The organism is Acinetobacter sp. DL27 (assembly GCF_055810995.1).
Map to the genome: position 1 here is coordinate 2,361,853 of NZ_CM147947.1, position 25,704 is coordinate 2,387,556.

Here is a 25,704-nt window from a genome sequence, read left to right on the forward strand (position 1 = left end):
ACCTTCTGATATATAAAAAAAGGGCTTAGTGCCCTTTTTGACCATCCAAAGTTCGATAAAAACTCACATTACGAAACTCTGGTGACTCATCTAGATCTGGCCAAGTCGTGGCACTACGCTCATCGAGCTTCATGTATTGCGGATGACTAAAGTTTTTAACACGACTATCTGCCACCCAAACCTCAGGTGCAAACTTTAAAAACTCATCTAAAAAGAAACGATTACATTGGTCATATAAAACATCGGCAGCCAATAGAACATCGACCTGTTCAGATTGATACAAGTCCTCCAAATACTCTAGCTCTACGTTATTAAGTTCTGCATTGGCACGGCAAGCATCTAAACTAACTGCATCAATATCACAACAAATCACACGTTTTGCACCCGCCATTTTGGCTGCAATCGCCACCACGCCTGAGCCTGCGCCAAAATCCAATACCACCTTATCTTTGACATGATGAGGCTCTGCCAGTAACCACTGCGCCATGGCTAGGCCTGAAGCCCAACAAAAGATCCAATATGGCGTTTCATTCCAAATACGGCGAATGATTTCATCATCCAGTTTATCGGTTGGAAATACAGGAGGAATGAGCCACAAGGAAATAGATGTTTCAGGAAGCTGTTGCGCAAGCAATTCACAGTTTGGAATCACTTCATGCAAGGCTTGAAGTAAATGTTTAGGTGCTTGAGGAAATTGGAAAGTACAGCTCATAGATAAGCCTTGAAAACTTATTAGAATTTACAACGATAATTTGATACACGATATGCCATCTACAGCTGTTCGAGGCAGACCATCATTAAATAATTAATGTTTCTGCGACATATCAAATCAACGATTAAATATGTCGAGTTCTGTAGATGGCAATGGTTTTGGTTACTTTTGCCGAAACAAAAGTAACATACAAGCTTCTTACATCAATAGTTACAACGAAAAAACTCCGTCGTGACCCATATCAATCAAATTAACCTAAAGCTTTTTCAGCAGCTTCAACTGTTTGACGAATTAGTGTCGTAATCGTCATTGGGCCAACACCACCTGGAACAGGTGTGTACGCAGAAGCCACTTCTTCAATACCGACCAATTGAATGTCGCCTACACCACCACCATCACGTGGATGGAAACCAGCATCAACAACCACTGCACCTTGTTTGATCCAATCTTTTTGAATCAATTCTGCCTTACCAACCGCACCCACGATAATATCGGCTTGCTTTACAAAGTCAGCTAAGTTCTGAGTACGCGAGTGACAGATCGTTACAGTTGCATTAGCTTGAAGTAACATCGCAGCCATTGGCTTACCTAAAATTGCAGAACGACCTACAACAACGGCATGCTTTCCAGCAATTTCAATATTGTTTTCTTGCAAAATAGTCATAATGCCGGCAGGCGTCGCAGAACCATATGCTGCTTCACCCATGGCCATACGCCCAAAACCAAGACATGTTACGCCATCCACATCTTTTGCAAGAGAAATTGCGTCAAAACATGCACGCTCATCAATTTGTTCAGGCACTGGATGTTGAAGCAAAATACCGTGAACATCTGGATTTGCATTCAGTTTTTCAATTTCTGCCAACAATTGTTCAGTGGTGGTCTCTTTTGGAAGTTCAACTTTAAGTGAGTCCATACCAACACGACGACATGCATTTCCTTTCATACGCACATAAGTTGCAGATGCGCCATCGTCACCCACCAAAATAGTCGCAAGAATTGGGGTACGACCTGATTTTGCTTTGAGCGCTTCAACGCGAGTTAACAAGTCAGCTTCAATTTGTTTTGCCAATGCACGACCATCTAAAACTAATGCCACGGCACATCTCCAAGTGTTGATATGAATCAATTTTGCACATAATACATGATAATTTTAAATATTTTTCGCTATATGCTGTTTTTATGTGCATACGAATGAAAGCACTATTGTTTTTTTTTCAGAGCTTGCTAATATACGCATCAACAAGACGCGGCGGGGTGGCAGAGTGGTCATGCAGCGGACTGCAACTCCGTGGACGCCGGTTCGATTCCGACCTCCGCCTCCATCTTGTTAAAGCCCGAGTGGTGAAATCGGTAGACACAGGGGATTTAAAATCCCCCGCCCACAAAGCGTGCCAGTTCGAGTCTGGCCTCGGGCACCATTCTTATACTTCTAAGTATGGTGCATATAAAGAATCCAGCGTTAAGCTGGTTTTTTTATGCCTACAGAAAAAGCATAATGCAATGCACAAAAAAAGAGAGCACATTGACTCTCTTAAAAATAATATCTCATTCGTTTATCACGATAAGGGTGGTAATAAGTAATGTTGCAGATCTTGTTCTAATTTTTCTTGAAAATGAGCTGGCTCAATAATTTTAATGTACGGAATCCAATAACGCACCAAAGGTAAAAGTTGCATTTCATGGCAAATTTGACAATCAATTAATAAACCACCTGATGCATCTTCTAGTACGATTTGTTGCTCTGGCAATAACAAACGTTGCTTAAAATATAAAGCAACTTCAGGTCGAACCGATATTTTCACCGTTTGCTTATGCTTTGCAAACCAAATCCCCTTACTGAGCTCTAATTGGGTCAAAACTTCTAAATGGTGTTCGAAAAGCTCCGACTCATGTACAACCACTTGATCTATTTTACTTAAACGATAAGCACGTAATTCATCAACTACAGCTGCAGCCAAATACCAACTTCCCTGATGATGAATTAAACGATACGGGTCAACATGGCGCAAACGATCATTATAAATAAAACTGATTTTTTGACGCTTATGAATCGCGCCCGCAAAAACCTGAAAATGTTCAGCAAATTGCTGTGCATTTTCATAATAATAACCTTTGGCAGAGAACACTTGATTCGCACGCTCATCAAGCAGGCCACGTAGAAAAGACATATCTAGAGATGGATAGAGCTCACTGATCCCCGAAAGCTGCGCAAAGTTCTGAATGTCTTGTAGCTTAAAGCGCCCAAGATAAACAGGATCTAAAAAGTACTTCTTGGTATATTCATCTTGAAGTAAAGGTAAATACGTATTGAGACGATCAAAATCTCGCTCTATTGTCCGAGTACTCACCTGAAATTCATGTGCTAGTTCTGCAACCCCCAATTGATACCCAGTATTTAATTTAGTCAAAATATTTGCTAAACGCTCCGCAAGGCGTTCATGTGTTGAAGCTTTACGCTTCATATTGCCCTCGCTGCACAATCAATGTTGTGTCTTTATTTATAGTTAAATGCCTAAGCATTATATTCAATATAAATCACTGAATAATATTAAGTAAAAGACAAACAGTCAACTTTCAAGCTATGTCATGTTTTTATCAAAAAAAGCGCTCAATGTTTGTTAGATTTCCTCTTCTTTACAGCGGTTTTCTGATGCGCTAATCGCTCTATATAGCGTTCAAAATGAATTAAGGCTTTATACAACTTATGTAACTCATCAGGTAAAACACTATTATAGATAACCGCCTTATGCAAGCGCTTGAGCGCACGGAAACCATGTGCATGTGTATATGATGTCGATAAAATTTTCATGACAACCCTCTTTTCTGTTTTATTTTTCATTTAAAACCACGTAAATTTGTCAGGTTTAAATTTAGTTGCAAATTTACACCACAGTTTTGACAGGTTGTGTCGAACAGTTATCTTTTTTTAATCTTTGTTAAATTATTTTCTATTTTCAGTACATTATTTTTATTTTTTGGAAAAATTTTAGGCAAAAAAAAGCTGACACTAGGTCAGCTCTATTTTTTATACTATAGAAATATTACAAAATTTTTACCACAATTTTACCCACGTGCTCACCCGTATCCATGCACGCATGCGCTGCTTGAATCTGATCGAACTCAAAAGTTTGATAAATCATTGGCAAGCACTCGCCCTTGGCCCATAGTGGTGCTACATGATCTTGTAAACCTTGTGCAATCTCAGCCTTCTCAGCTGTATTTCGTGCACGCATGGTCGAACCCGTGATGGTTAAGCGCTTCATCATAATTTGCCCCAACTTAACCTCTTTGGCTTTTGCCCCACCCAAAAAGGCAATATAAACCAAACGTCCATCGCGGCGGAGCAAGTTCAAATTCTTTTCTAAATACGGTGCACCCACCATATCTAAAATGACATCAACACCAGCATTATCCGTTTTCTCATTGATCTCGTGTTCAAAGTCTTGGGTTTTATAATTGATGGCATCTGTCAAATTCGCAATAGCTTGTACTTTTTCATCGCTGCCGACGGTTGCAAAGGTTTTAATATCCAATGCTTTACATAACATGAGTGCCGTGGTGCCAATACCACTGGTTCCACCATGTACCAACACCACTTCCCCTGCTTTAGCTTTACCCATTTGGAACACATTGGCCCAGACTGTAAAAAAAGTTTCAGGAATAGCCGCCGCTTCCACAAAGCTTACATTTTCTGGAATATGTAAAGTTTGACTTTGCGGAACCACACAATACTCTGCATAACCACCACCATTGGTCAAACCACAAACTTTATCACCCACTTTAAACTGGGTAACTTCAGCTCCAACTTCAACGACCTCACCTGCAACTTCAAGCCCTGGTACTTGTGTTACCCCAGGTGGCATCGGATATAAACCCTGACGTTGTAAAATATCTGGACGGTTAATGCCAAACGCATGGACCTTAACCAAGACCTCGTCTGCTTTTGCTTCAGGGATAGTCACTGTTTCATATGCCAGCTTATCCACACCACCCGGCTCTGTAATAATGACCTGTTGCATCGTTGTTTGTGACATGATTTATTCCTAACTCTTGCGATATTTTTCAAGTTTCATAGACCTATTTGATCATAGAAATAAATTGAAATGAAGAACACCGTACTTATGTATAGTGTGAAGCCTATTTTGCTGCGTGATAACGCTGATCATTGATAAAAAAAGCAAGCTGCGACATCAATGCGACTGAACTCGACACCCCCTCAAACATTACTTAGAACGATTCGGGCCAAATGAAAAGCACAGGTATTCAGTTGCGTGGCTGATCAGGCAAAGATACAAACTGCATTAGAAATTTACGAACCAAAGGCAAAAACACCATAATCAGAGGAAATGCAATCAGCCAAGATAGACTCCAGCTTTTGAGCCAAAGATGGAAAAAATTATGCACTAAGCCTTTATTTAGCAGTAAGTTAAAACCAGAAATAGAACCACTCATCAGGCCGGAAAGCAATAAAGGCATTAACCAATTTAAATGTTTGATATGAATTTTGGGGAGCGTGTTGAACATAATCGACCTGAGTAAATAAAAATTAGCTTTGGCTTTGCGTTTTAACGGTTTGTTTTAAAGCTTTCATAAACTGCCCTAAATGTGGCATAAAGTCTTTAAAGAGTGGAAGGTTTTTATGCTCCAGTATCACCTCACTAAAGAGCTTTAAACCAACAGCAAATGATTTCGCTGCTTCATCATCCAGCATTTGACTGTTTTGAATCACCTGTAACACTTTAAAAATATCGTCGTGGTTATAGCTGTTAAAACTCAAAGTATCGGTATAGGTCGACGGGTTGCCTTGAGCATCTGCAATGTGTTTGAGGGTGACTTCATAAGTATGTTGTTTCATTCTGTTTTCCTAGAGATGTGCAATATTCACCGCTGCTTGATCGATTTGTTCTGCAATAACACGAATTTGTTCAGCGCTCAGCTCACTGTGTTGTAGCTTGAGCTTTAAGGAAGCTTTGAGGTTTTCCATCGCACGTTTGATATCAAGATATTGTTCATTATTTTGAATTTTTTTACGCGTATCAAAACGAGATAAGATCTTTTCCACATTTGCTTGCTCAACCTCAAGATGCTTCAAACCCAAAGCTGTTATACAGTATTGCTTGCGTTCAGCATCATCTAACGCGACCTGAACAAACCGTTGCTCTTCCAAATAATTCAAGGTTGGATAGATCGTTCCTGCACTTGGGCAATAGCCCCCTCCCACAATTTCACCCACCTCTTTAATAAGGTCATAGCCATATTTAGGCGCGAATGAAATGAGATGTAAGGCTAAAAGTTTCATCTGACCCGCTTCAAATAGGCGCTGTTTACGTAACACTGGTGCTGTCTCTAAATCAGCAAAGGGTTCAACTTTTTGTGCTTTAGACATAAAAAAGATACATCTTTAAATTATTAAGATATATCTTAAATAATTTTTTAATGATTGCAACCTCAAGCCCTGAAATAGAACATCAAAATTTAAGATCGAATGGATAAACGTGAAGGATTACTTGATATTTTTAGATAAGATTGCTGAACAGTTGCAATACCGCTAAAATTTAACCTATGTTTTCACATTCCCCCTCAAGTGAACTCTGACAAAACTCCTAAAATTCAGAATTAAATTAAAATGACAGATCAACTTAGAAAAAAATTTGAAAACCTACAACTCAATGCTGGGCAAGGCAAGATCAGTGCATTTCTTTCTGTATCCTTAGGCTTTTTGGGTATTTTTGCTGCTTTATGTTTTTTATTTCCCACTGTGCTCACCACACCAGAGCTACGCCCGCTATATAGCAAACACTATGATGTTTTCTACTATACCTTACTGTTTGGCATTGTAATCAGTGCTGGCTTTGGTACCTATAGTGCGATCATTAAACAGAATAAATATGGTTTTTATGGTTTGTGTATCACCATTTTAGCAGCTATTTTAGGCTGTGGACTGATCAAAGCACCGACATTGCCCGCACTGCCATTTTATGCAGGTTTTGATTATTTCGTTATTACCTTAATTATCCTTGCTTTGGTTTTTATCCCGCTTGAAGGATTTTTTGCAAAGAACACTGAACAGAAAATTCTGCGCGTTGGCTGGGTCACAGACATGAAATATTTCATGTTTAGCCATATTGGCATTCAGCTTTTTTCATTTTTAACGGTCATGCCTATTCAGTATTGGATCACGCATATTCCCAATAACCCGATTGTGCCTTATGTGCAGGCGCAGCCAATTTGGTTGCAGTTTATTGAGTTATTGATTGTGGTGGACTTCACCACCTATTGGTTACACCGTGCGATGCATGAAGTGAACTTTTTATGGCGCTTTCATGCTATTCACCATTCAACGGAACAAATGGACTGGCTAGCCTCTTCACGCTTACACATCGTTGAAGTGTTAATGACCCGTTTTATTGCAACCTTGCCAATTTTCTTGTTAGGTTTTCATACGTCTGCGGTCTTTGCTTATTTGGTCTTTATTTCTTTCCATGCCATTTTTATTCACTCCAACGTGCGTTTTCGCTTTCCCTATCTGCGCTGGCTGATCGCAACACCTGAGTTTCACCACTGGCATCATTCTTCTGAACAGCCTGCGATTGATAAAAACTATGCTGCCTTTATCCCACTTTATGACGTGATTTTTAAATCGATTTATATGCCTAATCATTTGGCCAGTGTATATGGCACCGTCGGCTATAAAATTCCAAACAGTTTTGTGAAGCAGTTTACTTGGCCATTTAAACGTTATGTGAATAAACTGAAAAAGCGCTTAAACAAAGATAATGAGACTTCCTAACAAAACCAATCGATTAACAATCTTAATAATTGAAGCTTGTCTAATCCCTCACCAAAATAGAAAACCTGTATCTCCGCAGGTTTTCTTTCATTTTCCAAGCCTTGTAGATCGAACTTAAATTACGCTCGCCCTTTAAATTCTTTGACCATACGATCACTCACGTCTTCTGGATAACACAGTGGCGCAGCACCACCGACTCGATTGTAAGCACTACGTTTACCACACCGACTTCCATTTCTTGCAGTATTGTAAGGACAAGGACAATTTCCCGAATACGCTTGTATCGATTGTTGAATAATTTCCTTCTTAATCGCTTCATCACTTTGCGTGAACTACTTAGCATCAGCAGCAAAAGTTAAAGTTAAACCAATAAATAATAATATTTTTTTCATAATACCCCTCTACAAAAGAGGCATTCTATAGCACTGAATTTTTATTGAAATATCACATTATTTATTTGAATAATATTTATCCATCTAAAATAGAAATAAAAAACCCACCTTACGGTGGGTTCCTTTTCAAATTCGCTCAATCAGTTACAGGCGAACCAATTCAACAATTTTATCAGCCAGCTCTTCAACCGCATCTTGAGTGAATGCGACATCTGTACCATCGACAAGGTCAGTCACCACAACCACACCTGTTTCACGTACTAGTGCAACCTGATCAGCAGTTAGACCCGCTTTTGCAATCGCAACCACACCTTGTTGAATTAACAAGTTTTCAAGTACTTGTGCATTTTCAAGTGCTTTCACAGATACAGTTACCGCAGCAGGTTTTTGACCTAAACGTGCAGCACGGTCTTCCGCTGTGACAGGGTTGCTATGAGCAGACCATTCCACAGACTCTTCCACCATACCCGCACCAATCGTCACGTTATTTAAACGGTCGATGAAGATAAACGAACCTGTATAACGACTGTCTTGGTAGCGATCAAATACGACAGGCGCATCAAACTCAACGGTAACATTGGCAATCGCGTTAAGCTCAAGGTTGTCCACTTGTACTTTTTCTAATGTATTCACATTGGTACGGTAGTTAATTGCAGTGACTTTAGCAGGAACAGTTTGCGTACCCACTTTTAAGTTATACAACTTACCAATTACCAGCGGTTGATCTGCCATCCAAACCACAGTGGCGTTGACCGAACGCGAAATTTCTGGCGCCGCTTGATCCGCACGCACAATTACGTTACCACGCGAAATATCAATTTCGTCATTCAGCGTCAATGTTATGGCTTGACCTGCAATTGCACGCTCTAAGTTCCCATCATAAGTAACGATTTCTTTAACCGTCGACGACTTACCCGATGGTAAAGCCACGATTTTATCACCTACTGATACATCACCCAGCGCAACCGTACCGCAGAAACCACGGAAGTCGAGGTTTGGACGATTGACATATTGCACAGGGAAACGGAAATCGTTGGTCACTGAACTGCGGTTAATTTCCACAGACTCAAGCGTACCCATCAAAGTTTCGCCTGTATACCATGGCGTATTTGGTGATTTATTAACAACGTTATCACCATTCAATGCTGAAATAGGCGTAAAGATAATGTTGTTTGGCTTACGGTCACCGAGTTGTGCAACAAAACCTGAATACTCTGTCTGAATTTCATTGAAGCGCGCTTCAGAAAATTCAACCAAGTCCATTTTGTTAATCGCAACAATAATGTTCTTAATGCCAAGTAAGCTTGCAATATAAGTATGACGACGCGTCTGAGTTTGTACACCATAACGCGCATCAATCAAGATAATCGCAAGATCACAGGTTGACGCACCCGTTGCCATGTTACGCGTGTATTGCTCATGTCCCGGTGTATCAGCAATGATGAACTTACGTTTTTCAGTTGAGAAATAACGATAAGCAACATCAATGGTAATACCCTGTTCACGCTCAGCTTGTAGACCATCGACAAGGAGTGCTAAGTCAGGTGCATCGCCTGTCGTACCGACTTTTTTAGAGTCACGAGTTACTGCTTGCAATTGATCTTCATAAATCAATTTTGAATCGTAAAGCAAACGGCCAATTAAAGTTGACTTACCATCATCGACGTTACCGCAAGTCAGAAAACGCAATAAGTCTTTATTTTCATGTTGTTTTAGATAGCCCAAGATATCTTGGCTAATCAGTTCTGATTGATGAGACATTGCTCAAAACTCCACATATTCTTTAGAAATCGGTTTTTAATCTCTTTAATCCCTCTAAATCTCCCTTTGTTAAGGGAGACTTTCCCCTTCACAAAAGAAGGGCTTTTCTCCTCTCTTAGAAAAAGAGAGGTTGGGAGAGATTTATCAACAGTTAGAAATAACCTTCTTGCTTTTTCTTCTCCATCGAGCCCGCCTCATCATGGTCAATCATACGACCTTGACGTTCAGAGCTGGTTGCAAGCAACATTTCTTGGATAATTTCAGGTAAGGTATTTGCCGTTGACTCCACTGCACCCGTAAGTGGGTAACAACCAAGTGTACGGAAGCGTACCGATTTCATTTGTGGAACTTCACCTTCTTTTAAAGGCATACGTTCATCATCAACCATAATCAGGGTGCCACTACGCTCAACTACGGGACGTTCTGCCGCTAAGTAAAGTGGAACCAATGGAATGCTTTCCAAGTAGATATATTGCCAAATATCAAGCTCAGTCCAGTTTGATAGTGGGAACACACGAATACTTTCACCTTTGTTCACTTTACCGTTGTAAAGATTCCAAAGTTCAGGACGTTGGTTTTTTGGGTCCCAACGGTGTTTCGAGTCACGGAATGAGTAGACACGTTCTTTCGCTCGTGATTTTTCTTCATCACGACGCGCACCACCAAATGCCGCATCAAAACCGTATTTATCAAGCGCTTGTTTTAAGCCTTGAGTTTTCATGATATCGGTATATTTTGAGCTACCATGATCAAATGGGTTAATGCCCGCATCTTTCCCTTCTTTGTTTTGATGTACGATCAAATCAAAACCATGGGTTTTTGCCATGTTGTCGCGGAAAGCAATCATGTCTTTAAATTTCCAGCCCGTATCTACATGCAGAAGCGGAAATGGAAGCTTGGCAGGATAGAACGCTTTAAGCGCCAGATGCAGCATCACTGCTGAATCTTTACCAATAGAATAAAGCATCACTGGGTTTTCAAACTCAGCAGCTACTTCGCGGATAATATGAATACTCTCAGCTTCAAGCTGTTTAAGATGAGTAAGTCTTTCCTCATTTAATGACATTGACAGCACCAACTCACAAAAATCGTGTACTTATTACACATGTAAAAATATATATGCATTATAAAGATTTAGTTATACACACTATTGCTTGTTTTATTATATTTATATGCAAAAACCTCATATAAAACAAAATTGATAAGTCCTATAAGTTTTATTCAATGATCATATATCACTAAATAAACTCAAATATTACATCAACTTCACTCAAAGTATTCAGCCTGTTCACCCTTCCATGCTTCGATTTTTCATCTATGTTTCTGCTTGGCAATACATTTACAAATACCTAAAGTCGGTTTCATTTAGGTTCTATGTATATGACTTACCAAACTCGCAACCTAGAATACTAAAAATAACACTCAATACAGAACAGCTTGTTGATTGTATATATCAACATGATAACCCAAAGTTTGGATTCCAATTATTTCTAGATTAATCTGTAAAACATAAAAAACCCGCAATAATGCGGGCTTTTTATGTTCAGATCAAACTTAGTTTTTATGACGCATGTGTGGGAACAGGATTACATCACGAATACTTGCTGCATTAGCGAATAACATGACTAAACGGTCAATACCAATACCCTCACCCGCTGTCGGCGGCAAGCCGTACTCAAGTGCTTCAACAAAGTCTGCATCGTAGTGCATTGCTTCATCATCACCTGCGTCTTTTTCTGAAACCTGAGCTTGGAAACGTTCAGCTTGGTCAATAGGGTCATTCAACTCGGAGAAACCATTCGCAAGTTCACGACCACCAATAAAGAACTCAAAACGGTCAGTGATGTGTGGATTATGATCATTACGACGTGCCAATGGCGAAGTTTCAGCAGGATATTCTGTAATGAAAGTCGGTTGACGTAACTGAGTTTCAACAGTTTCTTCAAATACGATGGTTTGAAGTTTGCCCAAACCAAAACCTGGTTTTACCTGCTCTTTCAGCTCTACTTGCACAAATTTTGCCAAGAATTCACGGTCATTGACATTTTCAGGCGTGAACTGTGGGTTATGTGCAAGAATGGCATCAAACATCGAGATTTTCTTGAATGGGCCTTTGAAACTATACACTTCTTCACCATAAGGCACATCAGTTGAACCCAAGATATCAAGCGCTAAGCGTTCAAGCATATTTTCGGTAAGTTCCATCAAGTCTTTATAGTCTGCATAAGCTTGATAGAATTCAATCATGGTGAATTCTGGGTTGTGACGCGTCGAAACACCTTCGTTACGGAAGTTACGGTTAATTTCAAACACACGCTCAAAACCACCAACCACCAAACGTTTTAAGTAAAGCTCAGGCGCAATACGTAAGAAAAGTGGCATATCCAAAGCATTGTGATGTGTTTCAAATGGACGCGCTGACGCTCCACCCGGAATCACATGCATCATCGGTGTTTCTACTTCCATGAAGCGCTGTTCAGTTAAGAACGCACGGATGCCTGAAACCACTTTGGCACGAATTTCAAAAGTCTTACGTGTTTCTTCGTTCACGATCAGGTCAAGATAACGCTTACGATATTTAACTTCAGTGTCATTTAGACCATGAAATTTATCTGGAAGTGGGCGAAGCGACTTGGTTAAAAGCTCAAAATGTTCGATATGCACATAAAGGTCACCTTTACCTGAACGACCGATATAACCTTTCACCGCGATAATATCGCCAAGGTCTAAACTCTTAATGGTTTCTAAGGTTTCAGGTGCTAATTCTTTACGCGCCACATATAACTGGATCCGACCCGTCATGTCTTGGATCACGATGAATGAGCCGCGGTTCAACATCACACGACCCGCTACTGACACATAAACATGCTCTGCTGCTTCAATTTCTTCTTTGCTTTTGTCTGCAAATTGATCTTGTAAGTCTTGCGCATAATGTTCACGTTTAAACGTGTTTGGCCATGGGCTAGTGCCCGTTTGTTTGGCTTGATCTTCAATCTGCTTTAACTTGGCATGACGCTGTGCAATTAAATCGTTTTCGGAAATGGCTTGTTCAGAAGTCGATTGAGCGTTTTGTTGCGTCATCTCTGCCTCGTATATGTATTAAAAAACGGAAGTTGCATAGCATAGCAGAATTCCAGACGAATGAGCATCATCAAAAACCACGCGGTATATAAAAAAGTATACATCCTGTTTATTTCTGAGCTTATACGCCCACCGTATAAAAGGTCTGTCTATTTCTTAGACCAAAAGCTAACTTCATTTCACGGTTAATCCCTCTACAATGGACATTATAAATCGTGGAAAAGTAAACTTTTCTCCACTCATAAAATAATTTAGTTTTTTTAATTGAATGATAAATCATGAGCAGATGCGAATCTAAAATTTTGTTTTTGCATGGATTAGACTCCTCACGTGAGTCCACTAAATTCCATGCCATTGATGCAAAGCAGAAATTTTGTATCGATATCGATTATCGCTATCTCAATTTTTCTACCGTAGCCAGTTTCTACGACGATATTATTGAAAAAATAAAACCTGAAATTATTGTTGGACATTGTATTGGTGCGTATTGGGCATTGAAAATGTCGCTACTGCATCAAATTCCGTGTGTGATTGCCAACCCACGCTTAGCCCCTGACTTCCGCGATGATTACCCGAGCATTAATGATACTGACTTAGATCACAATGTACCGCAAGTGGCCTATTTAGAGCTGGGAGATGAATTAATCGATATGTACGCGGCACAGGAGATTTTAGAAAATTACATGTTGATTCAAACGGTTGAAGGTGGACATCACCGACTACTTAAACCTGAAAATATTAATCAACTGATTGAACATTTAGAACAACAATATTTATATAAATAAAAAAGCCTTGGAGATTCCAAGGCTTTTTTATCTGCTTATGCCGCAACAGATTCTGGTTTTGATTTGTCATCTAATACTGACCAAATCTTTAAACCTAAGTCAGCATGCAAATCAGGCAAATCAAGAAAAATACTGGCACCTAGCACTTCATGATTACATTTTGCCACTAACTGTTTAACGGCTTTTAATGTCCCGCCTGTCGCTAAAACGTCATCTACAATAATCACTTTTTGCGATGGAGTATTGGCTGCCATTTCTAAACGGTCTAAACCGTATTCCAAACTATACCCCACACCCACGACTGGTGGTGGCAGCTTGCCTGCTTTGCGCACCAACAATAAACCTTTACCTAAACGCTGTGCCAATAAGCTCGCAAGGACAAAGCCACGCGCTTCTACAGCAACAAAACTGTCTACTTCCGCTAACTGTTCCGCAGGAATACTTGCAATTAACGCGTCGGTTAAAGGCTCAATATTGCTCATAAACAATGGTGTTAAATCGAAGAAGCAAATCCCAGGTTTTGGAAAATCTTGGACCGTACGAATGTGCGACCACAACGTTGTAGACAAGTTGTTCATAGGAGATCAATAAAATTTGAAAAGGAATAGATGAATTTTACAGCTTTATCTGTGAAAAAAACAGTCAAGCACTGGCTATTCAGCCGACTAAACAACCAAAATCTTTATGTAAGTTATTGTTTTTAATTAAATCATTTTTTTAATAAATATTAGGTATAGATGTACTCAATGTTAAAATAGCAATTTAATTCTACATTTGCATCACGACCATAGTCTATATTTTTAAGGATTTTAAAAGACCAGCTGATTGAAAAAACACAGCTTTTTGACTTGCAATCATCTATATCTTTCACACTTTTGCAAAATACGATCTGGTTTTAAATGATACGTTTTGTCCTGATCATCGCTTTTAGCAGATAGATTCAATCATTAAACTCCGATATTTACTTTACATTCGTATTAGAACTGCGTAAAAATTTAGATTAGCGAAGTATGCTAACCACTCAGATGAATAGCAGCTTGCGTAATGGATTATTTTGCTGAACCCTTTCTTGTTCAGCGTTTTGGAGAGTCAAATGAAGAAGTATCAATGCATCGTTTGTGGATGGATTTATGACGAAGCAGAAGGTTGGCCACAAGATGGCATCGTGGCGGGAACAAAATGGGATGATATCCCTGACGATTGGACTTGCCCAGATTGCGGCGTGTCAAAAATCGATTTTGAAATGGTTGAAATCTAATTCATAGTGTTAAAGACCATGCAGCATGGTCTTTTTTTACGTCTTTAAAATAATCTTTGGAGAACCTTATGCATCCCATCGTCATCATTGGCTCAGGTATGGCAGGCTATGCTGTAGCACGTGAATTTCGCAAGCTTAACCCTGAACAAGAGCTGCTTATGCTATGTGCAGATGATGCGACTAATTATGCCAAACCAACATTGTCCAATGCCTTTGTTGCCAACAAAGCGCCTGAACAAATTGCTTTGGGTGATGCAGAGAAAATGGCAACACAACTGAAAATGCAGATTGCCACGCATACTTGGGTGAAAGAGATTCATGCTGAACAACAGCAGTTAACTCTTGTTAAAGATGGTGCTGAATCTACACAGCCCTACTCTCAATTGGTTTTAGCGGTAGGTGCAAACCCAATTCGCTTAGCCATTGCAGGTGATGGAAGCAATGACATTCAAGTTGTGAACAATCTAGACGACTATAAAGCCTTCCGTGCAGAACTTGAAAAGCGTGCAGACAAACGTGTAGTCATTTTAGGTGCAGGTCTCATCGGCTGCGAATTTGCCAATGATTTACAACATACAGGCCATCAAGCTACCGTCATCGACTTGGCAAACCAGCCTTTGGGCCGTTTATTGCCAGCGCATGTTTCAAGTGCCTTTAAAGAAAACCTTGAAGCAACAGGTATTCATTTTGTCCTTGGCACCACAGTTGAAAAAGTGTCTAAAATTGAAAATGGTGACTATGTTGTGACCTTGGCCAATGGTCAGTCTTTAGTTGCAGATGTAGTCTTATCTGCGATTGGCTTACAACCGAGCATTTCCCTTGCAAAAGAAGCAGATATTCAAACCAGTCGTGGCATTTTGACCAATGCACAACTTGAGACCAATCAACCGCACATCTACGCCGTAGGAGATTGTGCTGAAGTGAACGGACTCTTGCTGCCTTATGTCATGCCAATCATGCAACAAGCACGCGCTTTAGCCAAAACCTTAAATGGTGACACCACTGCGGTGCATTACCCTGCTATGCCTGTAGCAGTTAAAACACCCGCTGCGCCGCTCACTGTTTTGCCTGCGCCAATCGATGCAGAGGTGAACTGGGAAACTGAGGAGTTAGACGATGGCATGATTGCCAAAGCCCTAGACAGTCAAGGTACACTTCGCGGCTTCGTACTGCTCGGTGCAACCGCAGCGAAACAACGTTTAGCATTAACAAAACTGGTTCCAGACTTGATTCCAGCACATGTTTAGAGTTTAAATAAAAGGACATTTATAACAATAGATGTCCTTTATGTGAGGATTACAATAATGAATAGCGCACTCCAATATAATCTTTCACCCTATACCTCTTTCATGCGCGAAACCAAAGTCGACTTAGGCAATGGTATTGAACTCCATGTCGAAATCGGTGGCGAAGACCATCATCCGACCATTGTTTTGATCATGGGCTTAGGAGCACAGCTCTTATTTTGGCCTGATTTCTTCTGCAAATCTCTGATTGATCAAGGGTTTCGTATCATTCGCTTTGATAACCGCGATATTGGTTTATCTTCAAAAATTAAACATCAAGGTCCACGCTTAAACACCCTCAAACTGATGGGGCGTTTTGCTTTAGGTTTAGATAACCGTGGTGCACCTTATGACTTATACGACATGGCTGACGATGTGGCACTGCTTTTAGACCGTTTAGGTTTAGATGAAAGTTATGTGATTGGTGCATCCATGGGTGGTATGATTGGGCAAATTCTAGCAGCGCGTCATCCACAGAAGGTCAAAAAGCTCGGCCTAATGTTCACCAGTAACAACCAACCTTTACTGCCGCCGCCTTTTCCAAAGCAACTCTTTAGTCTAATTGGTCGACCTGAATCGACCGATGAAGAAGGAATTGTGAGTCACTCTTTGAAAGTATTTAAGATCATTGGCTCGCCTGATTATCACAATCCAATCGAGTCAATTCAGACTTCTCGCAAATTATATCGCCGAAGTTATTACCCTGCGGGTGTACTTCAACAGTTTTTAGCAATATTATGTACAGGTTCTTTATTGCAACTGGACAAACAGATTCAACAACCGACCCTTGTGGTACACGGTTCGCGAGACCGTTTACTCCCGCCTAGTCACGGAAAGGCCGTTGCAAAGGCAATTATGGGCGCTAAATTTGAATTAATTGATGGAATGGGGCATGATATCCCACCGCACTTCATTCCAAATCTTAGCGAATTATTTGCACAACACTTTAAATCATAATCATTAGGACACTATGGCTGCATTACCATCCTTAAGACAGCTGTCATATCTCGTTACACTGTCAGAAACGCTGCATTTTACTGAAGCTGCACGACGTTCATTTGTAACCCAATCGACTTTGTCGGGCGGGATTATGGAGCTTGAACGCCTACTCGGTGGCGTACTTGTAGAGCGTGATCGCCAAAATGTGCGCTTAACACCTCTAGGCGAGCAAGTCGTTGCTCGTGCTCGTGTTCTACTGGCAGATGCTCAAGACCTGATGCGTTTAAGCCGAGAAATGAGCGAGCCTTTAACTGGTGATTTACATCTAGGTGTTATTCCAACCATTGCGCCATTTATTTTGGCGCAATTGTTAGATGAAGTGCATAAGCAACTCCCTAAAATTCAACTACATTTACACGAAGCGCAAAGTGAGAAAATTGTAGAAAAACTCGAACATGGTAATTTAGACATGGTCGTTTTGGCTCTACCTTTTGATACACGTGGCTTAAAAGTTGCTGAAGTCGCAAAAGAAAGTTTGTTTTTGGTCTGCAATAAATCAGATATCGCAAGCCAAGCCAAATCGCTGGATGACTTAGACCTTTCACGCTTAATGTTGCTTGAAGAAGGCCACTGCTTACGTGACCACACTCTAAGTGCCTGCCCAATTGGTGAGCGTAAAAACGATCATCGTTTAAAAGCGAGTTCTTTACCGACCCTTGTGGAAATGGTATCGGCTGATCTTGGTTTTACCTTATTACCTGAAATCGCAATTCATACCAATATGATTAAAGCGAATCCAGATTTGATGGTCAAACAAATTGAAGCTGCTCCAAGCCGTATCTTGGCTTTGGTGACACGTAAAAGCACCCCGCTACAAAGCGAATTTGATGTGCTATTACAAATCCTGCAAAAAATTACTCAAAATCTGCACTAAGCTTATTTTTGTGCATAAAAAAGGAGTCAAACATGACTCCTTTTTTTGTGCCTAAATCTTTAGTAGACTCAAGCACAACCCCTAAAGTTATTTAATCACATCTAGCAAATAACGCTGTGCATTATGCTCGGATTCGCCTTCAGCAGGTGTCGCACGAAGCCAAGTTCCATCACCCTGTAGTAACCAAGCTTGTTGATTATCCTGCAAATAGGTCAACAACCCTTGCTGATAAATACGTTTTTTCAAAGCAGGATCTTCAATTGGGAAACAGGCCTCAACACGATTAAATAGATTTCGGTCCATCCAATCGGCACTTGAACCATAAATACGCGCATCGCCATTATTACTAAAATAGAAAACACGAGTATGTTCTAAGAAACGCCCCACGATTGAACGTACACGAATGTTTTCCGAAAGCCCTGGCAAACCTGGACGTAGACAACAAATCGAGCGAATAATGAGATCAATTTGTACACCTGCTTGTGATGCCTCATACAGCTTATTGATCAGTTGCACTTCGGTTAGTGCATTCACTTTCACAATAATTTGTGCTTTCTTACCTGCTTTGGCATTGGCAATTTCATCATCAATAAAGTTTATCAGTTGTGCATGGAGCGTAAACGGCGCATGAAGTAGCTTTTTCAGCTTCGCCATTTTCCCCATACCTGTCAATTCTTGGAAAATACGGTGTACATCTTCACACAACTCTTTATCGGTCGTGAGCAAGCCATAGTCGGTATAAATTCGTGCATTACCCGCATGGTAATTACCTGTTCCCAAGTGCACATAACGAACAAGTTTATTATTTTCGCGGCGTACCACAAGAATCATTTTGGCATGAGTTTTATAACCTACAATGCCGTAAACAACCACTGCGCCCGCTTCTTGCAGTACATTCGCCACTTCGATATTTGACTCTTCATCAAAACGCGCACGCAGCTCAATCACTGCGGTGACTTCTTTCCCATTACGCGCCGCTTCTGCTAGGACTTGTACAATTTCAGAGTCTGCACCACTGCGATAGAGGGTTTGCTTAATCGCCAACACTTGTGGGTCACGTGCCGCTTCACGCAACAAGTTAATCACAGGTGCGAAAGACTCAAACGGATGATGTAGTAAAATATCCTGTTTTTGCATTGCAGAGAACATGCTTTCCGACTTTTTCAACACTTTCGGAATAACAGGAATATGTGCGTCATACCGTAGATGTGGGCGTTTAAAATTGGACAATAAACGCGCCAAGTTCACAGGTCCTTCGACTTTATACAACTGCTCCTGATGCAGATCAAATTCATCTAGCAAGTAGTTATAAATATGTTCTGGACAGTTTTGTGTAACTTCCAAACGTACTGCTCGTCCAAAACGACGTGAACTTAACTCACCTTTCAGTGCTTTGGCTAAGTCTTCAACATCTTCGTTGAGCGCCAAATCGGCATTCCGTGTGACACGGAACTGATAACAGCCTGTTGCTGTCATCCCTGGGAACAAGTCAGAAACATGCTCATGGATGATAGCTGAAAGCATCACATGATGCTCTTTTCCACCTGTGAGTTCATCAGGTAGACGAACCACACGTGGCAATGAACGTGGTGCAGGAACAACGGCCAAATCAATCTGACGACCAAATGCGTCTTTCCCTTCCAAAGTCACAATAAAGTTGAGACTTTTATTCACTAAACGCGGAAATGGGTGCGCAGGGTCAAGGCTAATCGGTGTTAAGACAGGTGCAACCTGTTCTTGGAAATATTTCTTCACCCATGAAGACTGTGCAGGCGTCAGTTCCCCACGGCGTAAGAAGCAAATGTCTTCCTCACGCAGTTTTGGCAAAATTTCATCATTGAGAATACGATACTGACGTTCAATTGCGGCATGTGCAGTTTGCGAAATTTGGTCGAGAACTTGGCGTGGGGTTAAGCCATCGGGGCTACGGCTTTCATTGCCCAGATCTAACTGTTCCATGACGCCCGCAACACGAATTTCAAAGAACTCATCTAAGTTACGTGAAAAAATCAGTAAGAAATTCATCCGTTCTAACAGCGGATGTAAAGGATCTACGGCTTGTTCCAATACACGTAAATGGAAATCTAATATCGATAACTCACGGTTAATATAGCGATCGTTATACGCGTATTCAGGTTGTAGTATCGGAGATGTGCTTGCTGCCGTATTCATAGCTAACCTTTGATTATTTGAATGCGTTTTATCATGATAAGTATGCTTCAATTTTGTGACAATTTCATAAAAAAAAGCCCATAAATTTGGGCTTTTTCAGATCAATCAAATTAAGGGATATCGCTATAGCGCATATACTTTCGAATCATGCGCTCGCGGTTTTGCAACTTACGGTCATTTTGATGGTCTTGGTAGTATTTCGGATTGGGTAAAATGGCCGCTAAAAAGACCGCCTGCTCTCGGCTTAAGCTACGTGAACTTTTACCAAAGTAGTGTTGGGTTGCAGCTTCGACGCCATAGATATTATCGCCAAACTCCACCGAGTTCAGATATACCTCTAAGATGCGTTCTTTGCTCCACATCCGTTCCATCATCCAAGTTGCAACAGCTTCCTGACCTTTACGAATGAATGAACGCTTGTTATATAAAAATAAGTTTTTGGCCAATTGCTGAGAAATCGTCGAACCGCCCGCAACCACTTTGCCCGTGTCATTATTACGTTCAAGCGCCGCTTGAATCCCATCCCAGTCAAAACCATGATGTTGCATAAATTTGCCATCTTCAGCCGCAACAATGGCTTTTTTCATGTACTCACTGATCTCGTCATAATCACGCCATTCGTGTTGAATGGGTTTAGATGGCTCAGACCAATAATCAATCCGCATAAACATGGTGGTTTCCACTGGCTTGTAACGCCACCACACTAGGCTTGCAAAAATCCACAACTGTACCAAAAGCACGAAGCTGACAACGACTAACAAACTACGAACAATAAAAGCTTTCATGCCAGTGGCTTACTCCAAAAATCATTTTTATTCATGCTAAGCTTGGGCAAATATAGCAAAATTTTAGCAAGAATAGCATGACCGAGCTTACACCTCCGCAAATCAAAACAAAATTTGACGTACATTTATGGTGGATTACCGCCGTCATTATTGCCGTGAATGTTGGGTTGTTTTTTTGGCAAGTCCTGCATGGCATGGATGTCAGCAATCCAAGTACAGCTGATGCAATACGCTGGGGAGCAGACTATGCACCGCTCACCTTCTTGGCTGAACCAATGCGTTTATTGAGCAGTATGTTCTTTCATTTTGGCTTGGTTCACCTCATGTTGAACATGTGGGCGCTGTATATTTTTGGCAGTGTGCTGGAACAAATGTTTGGACGTATCTATTTTCTTGCGCTATATGTCCTTGCGGGTCTCATGGGTAGCTTGCTCAGTGGTTATATCGCCATTCAAGACAGTTATGAACTAATTCGTGTGGGTTTAGCAAACCCTGAACTCTTGCCGCGTGTCGGTGCAGGGGCTTCAGGTGCCGTCATGGGGCTGGGTGCAGCGCTGACGGTTCTATCCCTTCTGCCGATGCTCCCACAGCAACGTTTTATTTTAGATAAAAAGACTTTGCTCATCGTGATGGGAATCAACTTAGCCATGGGCTTTATGATTTCAGGTATTAATAATGCCGCACATATTGGCGGCATGTTGATGGGTGCTGTTTTGGCGGCACTTTGGTATCTCTCACAAAAAACGCAGCAGCGTTGGATTATGCCGCTGAGCCTTGTTTTGGCAGCCTGCGGTTCGTATTGGTTTTACTTACACTGCCAAAATCTAGTGGTCTATATTCAACCCTTATGGTCAGAAGTGTTAATGATGATGCGTCAACAGCTCAATTTCTAAGATTCAACTCTTCACGCATTAAGAGATCAATCACGATTGATTGATCTCTCTCAAACTTTGTAAAGGTGGAATATCACTGAGATAACTTAAGCGATAACGCCCAATCAGCGCGCAGAGTAAGGTCAGGAACAGTGGTAAAATGAGCCAGATTTCCCAGTGTGGCTGAATGGCTAATCCCATGCGATAACATGCTACCGCACTTATCGCTTCAGCAAATAGACAAGAAACCACACCTGCCATAAAACCAATAAAGCCAATTTCTAGACTGAGCATGGTTCTGAGTTTTTGCTTGGAACCCCCAAATGAACGTAATAACGCCACTTCTCGTTTACGCTCATCCATAAGTAAGTTCAGGCACGCAATTAAAACCAAAATACCTGAAATACTCACTAAAACTGCAAGGATCGTGACAATCTGCACCAACACCGTCACGATGCGCTTAATTTCATCTAAAATTAAACTGACATCAATAAAGACGGTGTTGGAAAATTGTTGAATGATACTGACCAATTTCGCTTTGTCTGACTCGGGTACATAAAAACTGCCCAAATAACTGCCCGCATTTTCATCCATGGTCTGTGGCGCAAAAATAAAAAAGAAGTTTGGGCTAAAACTTTCCCACTCTACGGTTCGTAAGTTTGCCACTTTGGCGTGAATGACACCCTCTGGTAAGCTAAAAGTCAGTTGATCCCCCACTTTTATCCCAAGCTCTGTTGCGGTATTGGCTTCTACCGAAACTTGTCCTTTTGCTGTGAGTTTTGATGCGCCAGAGACAATCACATTGTCTTTAGGATAACGGTCTGCTTGGGTTAAATTTAATTCGCGCCGTAAGGAATTATTTTGCTTCACCAAATCCTCAGCAAAAGGCTGTCCATTTTTGGCAATCAGTCTACCTCGAATATTCGGATAAAGTGGCGTACTGTTCCAGTGATTCTGCTCAATTTGTGCTTTTAACTCAAGCATGTCAAAGGGCGGTAAACCATATACAAACTGATTTGGGGTTCCCGCAGGAATTTGTTGCTGCCAACGCTCTAACAAATCGGTTCGTAATACGGCTAAGACCGTAATTAAACTAAGTCCCAAAGCCAAAGCAGTAATCTGAAACGCTGTTTGATAAGGTGTTCGGACATAGGCAGAAACCGCATTTTTCAAGCCTCGGATAAACTTCAAACTCAGCCAAACCACACTGTATAGCACTGCACATAGAATGATAATTGCACCAATCACCATGGCTGTCAGTACCATGTTTTCAGTCAGAACGATACTAAACAGCACCAGACTAGCCGTTCCTGCGAGCAACATCCAAAACATCGACGAAACCGATTTTTCTTGGCTGCGAATGACACGGATCGGAGGAGTATTCAAAAGCTCCCAAAAACTCGGTAAGACAAAACCCAGAAGCACTACGGCACTGGTCAACATGGCAATCGGAATCGGCCCGAGCAGCATACCCCACGCTGAAAACGCAATACTTAAGTGTGGAATCAGTTGTAACATCAACTGTAACAGGCCATAACCCAGCCCTACCCCCACGACACTCCCGACCAGCATCGCAAGCAAGAACACCACACCCAACAAGCTGAGATAAGCCCAGAGAATTTGTGACTTCGCCGCCCCCATACAACGCAATAGCGCAATGTGATCTTGATTTTGTTGTACAAAGCGCTGACTGGTCAAAGCAATCGCAATTCCACACAGCAAAATCGTTAAGATATTCGCCAACTGCAAAAAAGTGTCCAAATTTGCAATTGGTTTCATTAAACGGGTATTACCCTCACTGGCATTGCGTAAGCGTAAGCTGTTTTGTGTTTCTTCCGCATTAGGACTTTGAGCGGCCGTACTGGCATCTTCAGAAGATACATTTTGCTTCTTAAAATTTGCTTCAAACTGCTGAGTATTTTTTGCTGTACCTGCCATCAGTAGACGATAGTCAATACGACTACCGACTTGTATGGCATTAGTCTTGGCAATATCCGCTTCTGAAATAATCACCGTCGGTGAGAACCCAGAAAAGCCTAACTCTTGATTGGAGTCATGCTCAATCAAGCCTGTGATCTTAAACACACCATCTGCAATATTGAGTTGATCGCCCAGTTTAACCTGTAGCAAATCCATAGCACGCTGGCTCAACCAAACTTCACCTGAAGCAATATGCTTCGTAGCAGGCTGAATGCGTAACTCTCCACGCAGAGGGAAGGCTTGATCGATAGCTTTGACATTGACCATAACAAACTGATCATCGGTATATGCCATCGAACTAAAGACAGTGACTTCTGATTGTTTTAAATCGAGAGCTGTCGCTTGCGCTTTCCATTTCGGATCGAGCTTTTGATTGTCCGTTAAAACCAAATCCCCTGCTAGCATCTCGGCGGCTTGCAGCGCTACGGCATTTTGAATTTGCTCATTACTAAACTTCAGCGCAGTCGTTGCACTGATCGCGAGAATCAACGCAATAATCAATAAATACACACCGCTACTTTTAAAACTTTGCTTCAGCAAGGGCTGAAATAGAGAATTCATTTTATCCTCCCGTTCGAGGATGTTCGATCAACTGTCCATCGAGTAATTCAAAATGACGCTGGCACTGTTCTGCAAGCGTATGGTCATGCGTCACTAAAATGAGGGTCGTACCCAACTCACGGTTCAATTGAAACAATAATTGCTCAATTTCTCGCGCAGTTTGACTGTCTAAGTTTCCTGTTGGTTCATCGGCAAAGATAATTTTTGGCTCAGCAATCAGTGCACGGGCAATTGCGACGCGCTGCTGCTCCCCACCCGAAAGTACCTTCGGTGTTTGGGTGGCCTGTCGCTCCAATCCAACTTTTTGCAACAAACTCAAAGCGCGTTGCTCCGCTTCAGCGAAGTTAAATGATGCATGAAGCCGTAACGGCAGCATCACATTTTCAACAGCAGTCAGGTGTGGTAGCAGTTGAAAGGACTGAAATACAAAGCCAATATGCTTTAAACGCACCTGTGCACGCTGTTCTTCATTGAGCTTGGAAATACTTTCACCACAAACGATTAACTCACCACCGCTAGCCTGATCTAAAGTCGCCAAAATACCCAGTAAGGTAGATTTTCCTGAACCTGAACGTCCTGTAATTGCGACTTGTTCACCTGCTAATATGCTCAGACTCAAATCTGAGAAAATGGTCAGTTCTTTTTGCGGAAGTTTAATCTTTTGTGTCAGTTGCTGGGCAGAAATAATCACTTGTGGCATGATGCTTACATCACTACGAACTTGGGTCATAACATCCCTATATGCAAATATTCGTGCAAAATCGCAAATTTAAAAAACGTATTAGTTCATACTTGGTTTTGCTTGCACTGTGCCTAAGCCCCACTTGGGTTTTTGCAAAAACCATAATGGTTTTAGGAGATAGCATTAGTGCAGGTTATGGCATAGAACCACAGCAAGCATGGGTGAATTTACTGCAAAAACGGTTAGACCAACAGTATCCGAAACAACACAAAGTGGTCAATGCCAGTGTGAGTGGTGAAACCACCAGTGGCGCTTTGGCTCGTTTACCCAAACTGTTGCAAACGCATAAGCCAAATGTGGTGGTGATTGAGCTTGGCGGGAATGATGGGCTACGGGGTCAACCACCTCAGATGATTCAAAAAAATTTAGCGCAACTGATTCAACAGAGTCAAAAAGCCAATGCAACTGTGGTTGTCTTGGGAATGAAAATGCCACCAAACTATGGCACAGCCTATAGCAAGGCATTTGAAAATAATTACAAAATGGTCAGTCAACAATACAAAGTTAAATTACTGCCCTTCTTTTTGGAAGGTGTAGCGGGAAATAAAAGCTTGATGCAAAAAGATTTAGTTCATCCAAATGGCAAAGCACAGCCTATTTTATTAAATTTAGCTTATCCCTATATAAAAGGCGCTTTATAAAGCGCCTTTT

General features: G+C 41.2%; 24 protein-coding genes, 2 tRNA genes and 1 pseudogene. 10 read left to right on the plus strand and 17 right to left on the minus strand.

The features are described from left to right. Positions 1–25 precede the first annotated feature (25 nt). Both AC0KVP_RS11445 and folD read right to left on the minus strand, forming a co-directional pair. Positions 26–712 (minus strand): class I SAM-dependent methyltransferase, encoded by a 687-nt coding sequence (locus AC0KVP_RS11445; RefSeq protein WP_473336770.1) that lies wholly within the window; start codon positions 710–712, stop codon positions 26–28. Between the two features lie 250 nt (positions 713–962). Beyond that, on the minus strand, positions 963–1,811 hold the full coding sequence (gene folD, locus AC0KVP_RS11450) for a bifunctional methylenetetrahydrofolate dehydrogenase/methenyltetrahydrofolate cyclohydrolase FolD (RefSeq protein WP_010326278.1): 849 nt from the start codon (positions 1,809–1,811) through the stop codon (positions 963–965). A 152-nt stretch (positions 1,812–1,963) separates the two neighbouring features. Between folD and AC0KVP_RS11455 the strand changes: the two genes are divergently transcribed. Further along, a tRNA-Cys gene (locus tag AC0KVP_RS11455) sits at positions 1,964–2,037 on the plus strand. A gap of 10 nt (positions 2,038–2,047) precedes the next feature. After that, positions 2,048–2,133 (plus strand) — tRNA-Leu (locus tag AC0KVP_RS11460). A 138-nt stretch (positions 2,134–2,271) separates the two neighbouring features. Here the strand turns inward: AC0KVP_RS11460 and AC0KVP_RS11465 are convergent. From AC0KVP_RS11465 to AC0KVP_RS11490, 6 genes are all read right to left on the minus strand, one after another. Next, the gene (locus AC0KVP_RS11465) at positions 2,272–3,177 is read right to left on the minus strand and encodes a helix-turn-helix transcriptional regulator (protein WP_473336772.1); all 906 of its coding nucleotides are present in this window, start codon (positions 3,175–3,177) and stop codon (positions 2,272–2,274) included. A gap of 146 nt (positions 3,178–3,323) precedes the next feature. Beyond that, the gene (locus AC0KVP_RS11470) at positions 3,324–3,554 is read right to left on the minus strand and encodes a hypothetical protein (RefSeq protein WP_371746419.1); all 231 of its coding nucleotides are present in this window, start codon (positions 3,552–3,554) and stop codon (positions 3,324–3,326) included. Positions 3,555–3,756: 202 nt separating this feature from the next. Then, positions 3,757–4,749, minus strand: coding sequence for an NAD(P)H-quinone oxidoreductase (locus tag AC0KVP_RS11475; protein ID WP_473336775.1), 993 nt, complete (start codon positions 4,747–4,749; stop codon positions 3,757–3,759). Between the two features lie 229 nt (positions 4,750–4,978). Continuing rightward, positions 4,979–5,239 (minus strand): DUF2798 domain-containing protein, encoded by a 261-nt coding sequence (locus tag AC0KVP_RS11480; RefSeq protein ID WP_004694355.1) that lies wholly within the window; start codon positions 5,237–5,239, stop codon positions 4,979–4,981. Positions 5,240–5,261: 22 nt separating this feature from the next. After that, positions 5,262–5,570, minus strand: coding sequence for a DUF3861 domain-containing protein (locus AC0KVP_RS11485; protein WP_473336777.1), 309 nt, complete (start codon positions 5,568–5,570; stop codon positions 5,262–5,264). 9 nt (positions 5,571–5,579) lie between these two features. After that, positions 5,580–6,101 (minus strand): PadR family transcriptional regulator, encoded by a 522-nt coding sequence (locus tag AC0KVP_RS11490; RefSeq protein WP_473336781.1) that lies wholly within the window; start codon positions 6,099–6,101, stop codon positions 5,580–5,582. A 240-nt stretch (positions 6,102–6,341) separates the two neighbouring features. Here AC0KVP_RS11490 and AC0KVP_RS11495 point away from each other — a divergent pair, with 240 nt between their 5' ends. Continuing rightward, a complete protein-coding gene (locus AC0KVP_RS11495; protein WP_473336783.1) occupies positions 6,342–7,505 on the plus strand; it encodes a sterol desaturase family protein in 1,164 nt (387 codons plus the stop codon). Between the two features lie 119 nt (positions 7,506–7,624). On the opposite strand, the pseudogene AC0KVP_RS11500 reads toward AC0KVP_RS11495, so the two are convergent. From AC0KVP_RS11500 to lysS, 4 genes and pseudogenes are all read right to left on the minus strand, one after another. Continuing rightward, positions 7,625–7,897 (minus strand): annotated as a pseudogene (locus AC0KVP_RS11500) (hypothetical protein). A 144-nt stretch (positions 7,898–8,041) separates the two neighbouring features. After that, the gene (cysN, locus tag AC0KVP_RS11505; protein ID WP_473336785.1) at positions 8,042–9,658 is read right to left on the minus strand and encodes a sulfate adenylyltransferase subunit CysN; all 1,617 of its coding nucleotides are present in this window, start codon (positions 9,656–9,658) and stop codon (positions 8,042–8,044) included. Between the two features lie 151 nt (positions 9,659–9,809). Next, positions 9,810–10,724 carry a sulfate adenylyltransferase subunit CysD gene (cysD, locus tag AC0KVP_RS11510; protein ID WP_004694369.1) on the minus strand — a complete coding sequence of 305 codons (915 nt, stop codon included), beginning with the start codon at positions 10,722–10,724 and terminating at the stop codon, positions 9,810–9,812. Positions 10,725–11,212: 488 nt separating this feature from the next. Continuing rightward, positions 11,213–12,739 carry a lysine--tRNA ligase gene (gene lysS, locus AC0KVP_RS11515; RefSeq protein WP_428855221.1) on the minus strand — a complete coding sequence of 509 codons (1,527 nt, stop codon included), beginning with the start codon at positions 12,737–12,739 and terminating at the stop codon, positions 11,213–11,215. A gap of 278 nt (positions 12,740–13,017) precedes the next feature. Between lysS and AC0KVP_RS11520 the strand changes: the two genes are divergently transcribed. Continuing rightward, complete coding sequence (locus tag AC0KVP_RS11520; RefSeq protein WP_062034108.1) at positions 13,018–13,524, plus strand: YqiA/YcfP family alpha/beta fold hydrolase; 507 nt, start codon at positions 13,018–13,020, stop codon at positions 13,522–13,524. Between the two features lie 35 nt (positions 13,525–13,559). On the opposite strand, the gene AC0KVP_RS11525 is transcribed toward AC0KVP_RS11520, so the two are convergent. Beyond that, positions 13,560–14,102, minus strand: coding sequence for an adenine phosphoribosyltransferase (locus AC0KVP_RS11525; RefSeq protein ID WP_058869209.1), 543 nt, complete (start codon positions 14,100–14,102; stop codon positions 13,560–13,562). A 515-nt stretch (positions 14,103–14,617) separates the two neighbouring features. Here AC0KVP_RS11525 and rubA point away from each other — a divergent pair. From rubA to oxyR, 4 genes are all read left to right on the plus strand, one after another. Continuing rightward, the gene (gene rubA, locus AC0KVP_RS11530; protein WP_004694381.1) at positions 14,618–14,782 is read left to right on the plus strand and encodes a rubredoxin RubA; all 165 of its coding nucleotides are present in this window, start codon (positions 14,618–14,620) and stop codon (positions 14,780–14,782) included. A 68-nt stretch (positions 14,783–14,850) separates the two neighbouring features. Next, positions 14,851–16,029, plus strand: coding sequence for an NAD(P)/FAD-dependent oxidoreductase (locus AC0KVP_RS11535; RefSeq protein WP_062034110.1), 1,179 nt, complete (start codon positions 14,851–14,853; stop codon positions 16,027–16,029). A gap of 57 nt (positions 16,030–16,086) precedes the next feature. Continuing rightward, a complete protein-coding gene (locus AC0KVP_RS11540; protein ID WP_004694383.1) occupies positions 16,087–17,025 on the plus strand; it encodes an alpha/beta fold hydrolase in 939 nt (312 codons plus the stop codon). 13 nt (positions 17,026–17,038) lie between these two features. After that, positions 17,039–17,941, plus strand: coding sequence for a LysR family transcriptional regulator OxyR (gene oxyR / locus AC0KVP_RS11545; RefSeq protein ID WP_058869206.1), 903 nt, complete (start codon positions 17,039–17,041; stop codon positions 17,939–17,941). A gap of 87 nt (positions 17,942–18,028) precedes the next feature. Here the strand turns inward: oxyR and ppk1 are convergent, their stop codons facing one another. Together ppk1 and mtgA are read right to left on the minus strand one after the other, a co-directional pair. Continuing rightward, the gene (gene ppk1 / locus AC0KVP_RS11550) at positions 18,029–20,113 is read right to left on the minus strand and encodes a polyphosphate kinase 1 (protein WP_062034111.1); all 2,085 of its coding nucleotides are present in this window, start codon (positions 20,111–20,113) and stop codon (positions 18,029–18,031) included. A gap of 110 nt (positions 20,114–20,223) precedes the next feature. Next, a complete protein-coding gene (gene mtgA / locus AC0KVP_RS11555; RefSeq protein WP_168158328.1) occupies positions 20,224–20,898 on the minus strand; it encodes a monofunctional biosynthetic peptidoglycan transglycosylase in 675 nt (224 codons plus the stop codon). A 77-nt stretch (positions 20,899–20,975) separates the two neighbouring features. Between mtgA and AC0KVP_RS11560 the strand changes: the two genes are divergently transcribed. Next, entirely contained in the window at positions 20,976–21,791 is an 816-nt protein-coding gene (locus AC0KVP_RS11560; RefSeq protein WP_473336790.1) for a rhomboid family intramembrane serine protease, read from the plus strand. A gap of 30 nt (positions 21,792–21,821) precedes the next feature. Here AC0KVP_RS11560 and AC0KVP_RS11565 read toward each other — a convergent pair whose 3' ends face one another. Further along, the gene (locus AC0KVP_RS11565; RefSeq protein ID WP_473336792.1) at positions 21,822–24,311 is read right to left on the minus strand and encodes an ABC transporter permease; all 2,490 of its coding nucleotides are present in this window, start codon (positions 24,309–24,311) and stop codon (positions 21,822–21,824) included. Position 24,312: 1 nt separating this feature from the next. Continuing rightward, positions 24,313–25,041: an ABC transporter ATP-binding protein gene (locus AC0KVP_RS11570; protein WP_062034414.1), complete on the minus strand. Its 729-nt coding sequence runs from the start codon at positions 25,039–25,041 to the stop codon at positions 24,313–24,315. Between the two features lie 11 nt (positions 25,042–25,052). Between AC0KVP_RS11570 and AC0KVP_RS11575 the strand changes: the two genes are divergently transcribed. After that, positions 25,053–25,694: an arylesterase gene (locus AC0KVP_RS11575; protein ID WP_473336794.1), complete on the plus strand. Its 642-nt coding sequence runs from the start codon at positions 25,053–25,055 to the stop codon at positions 25,692–25,694. The last annotated feature ends 10 nt before the right edge of the window (positions 25,695–25,704 follow it).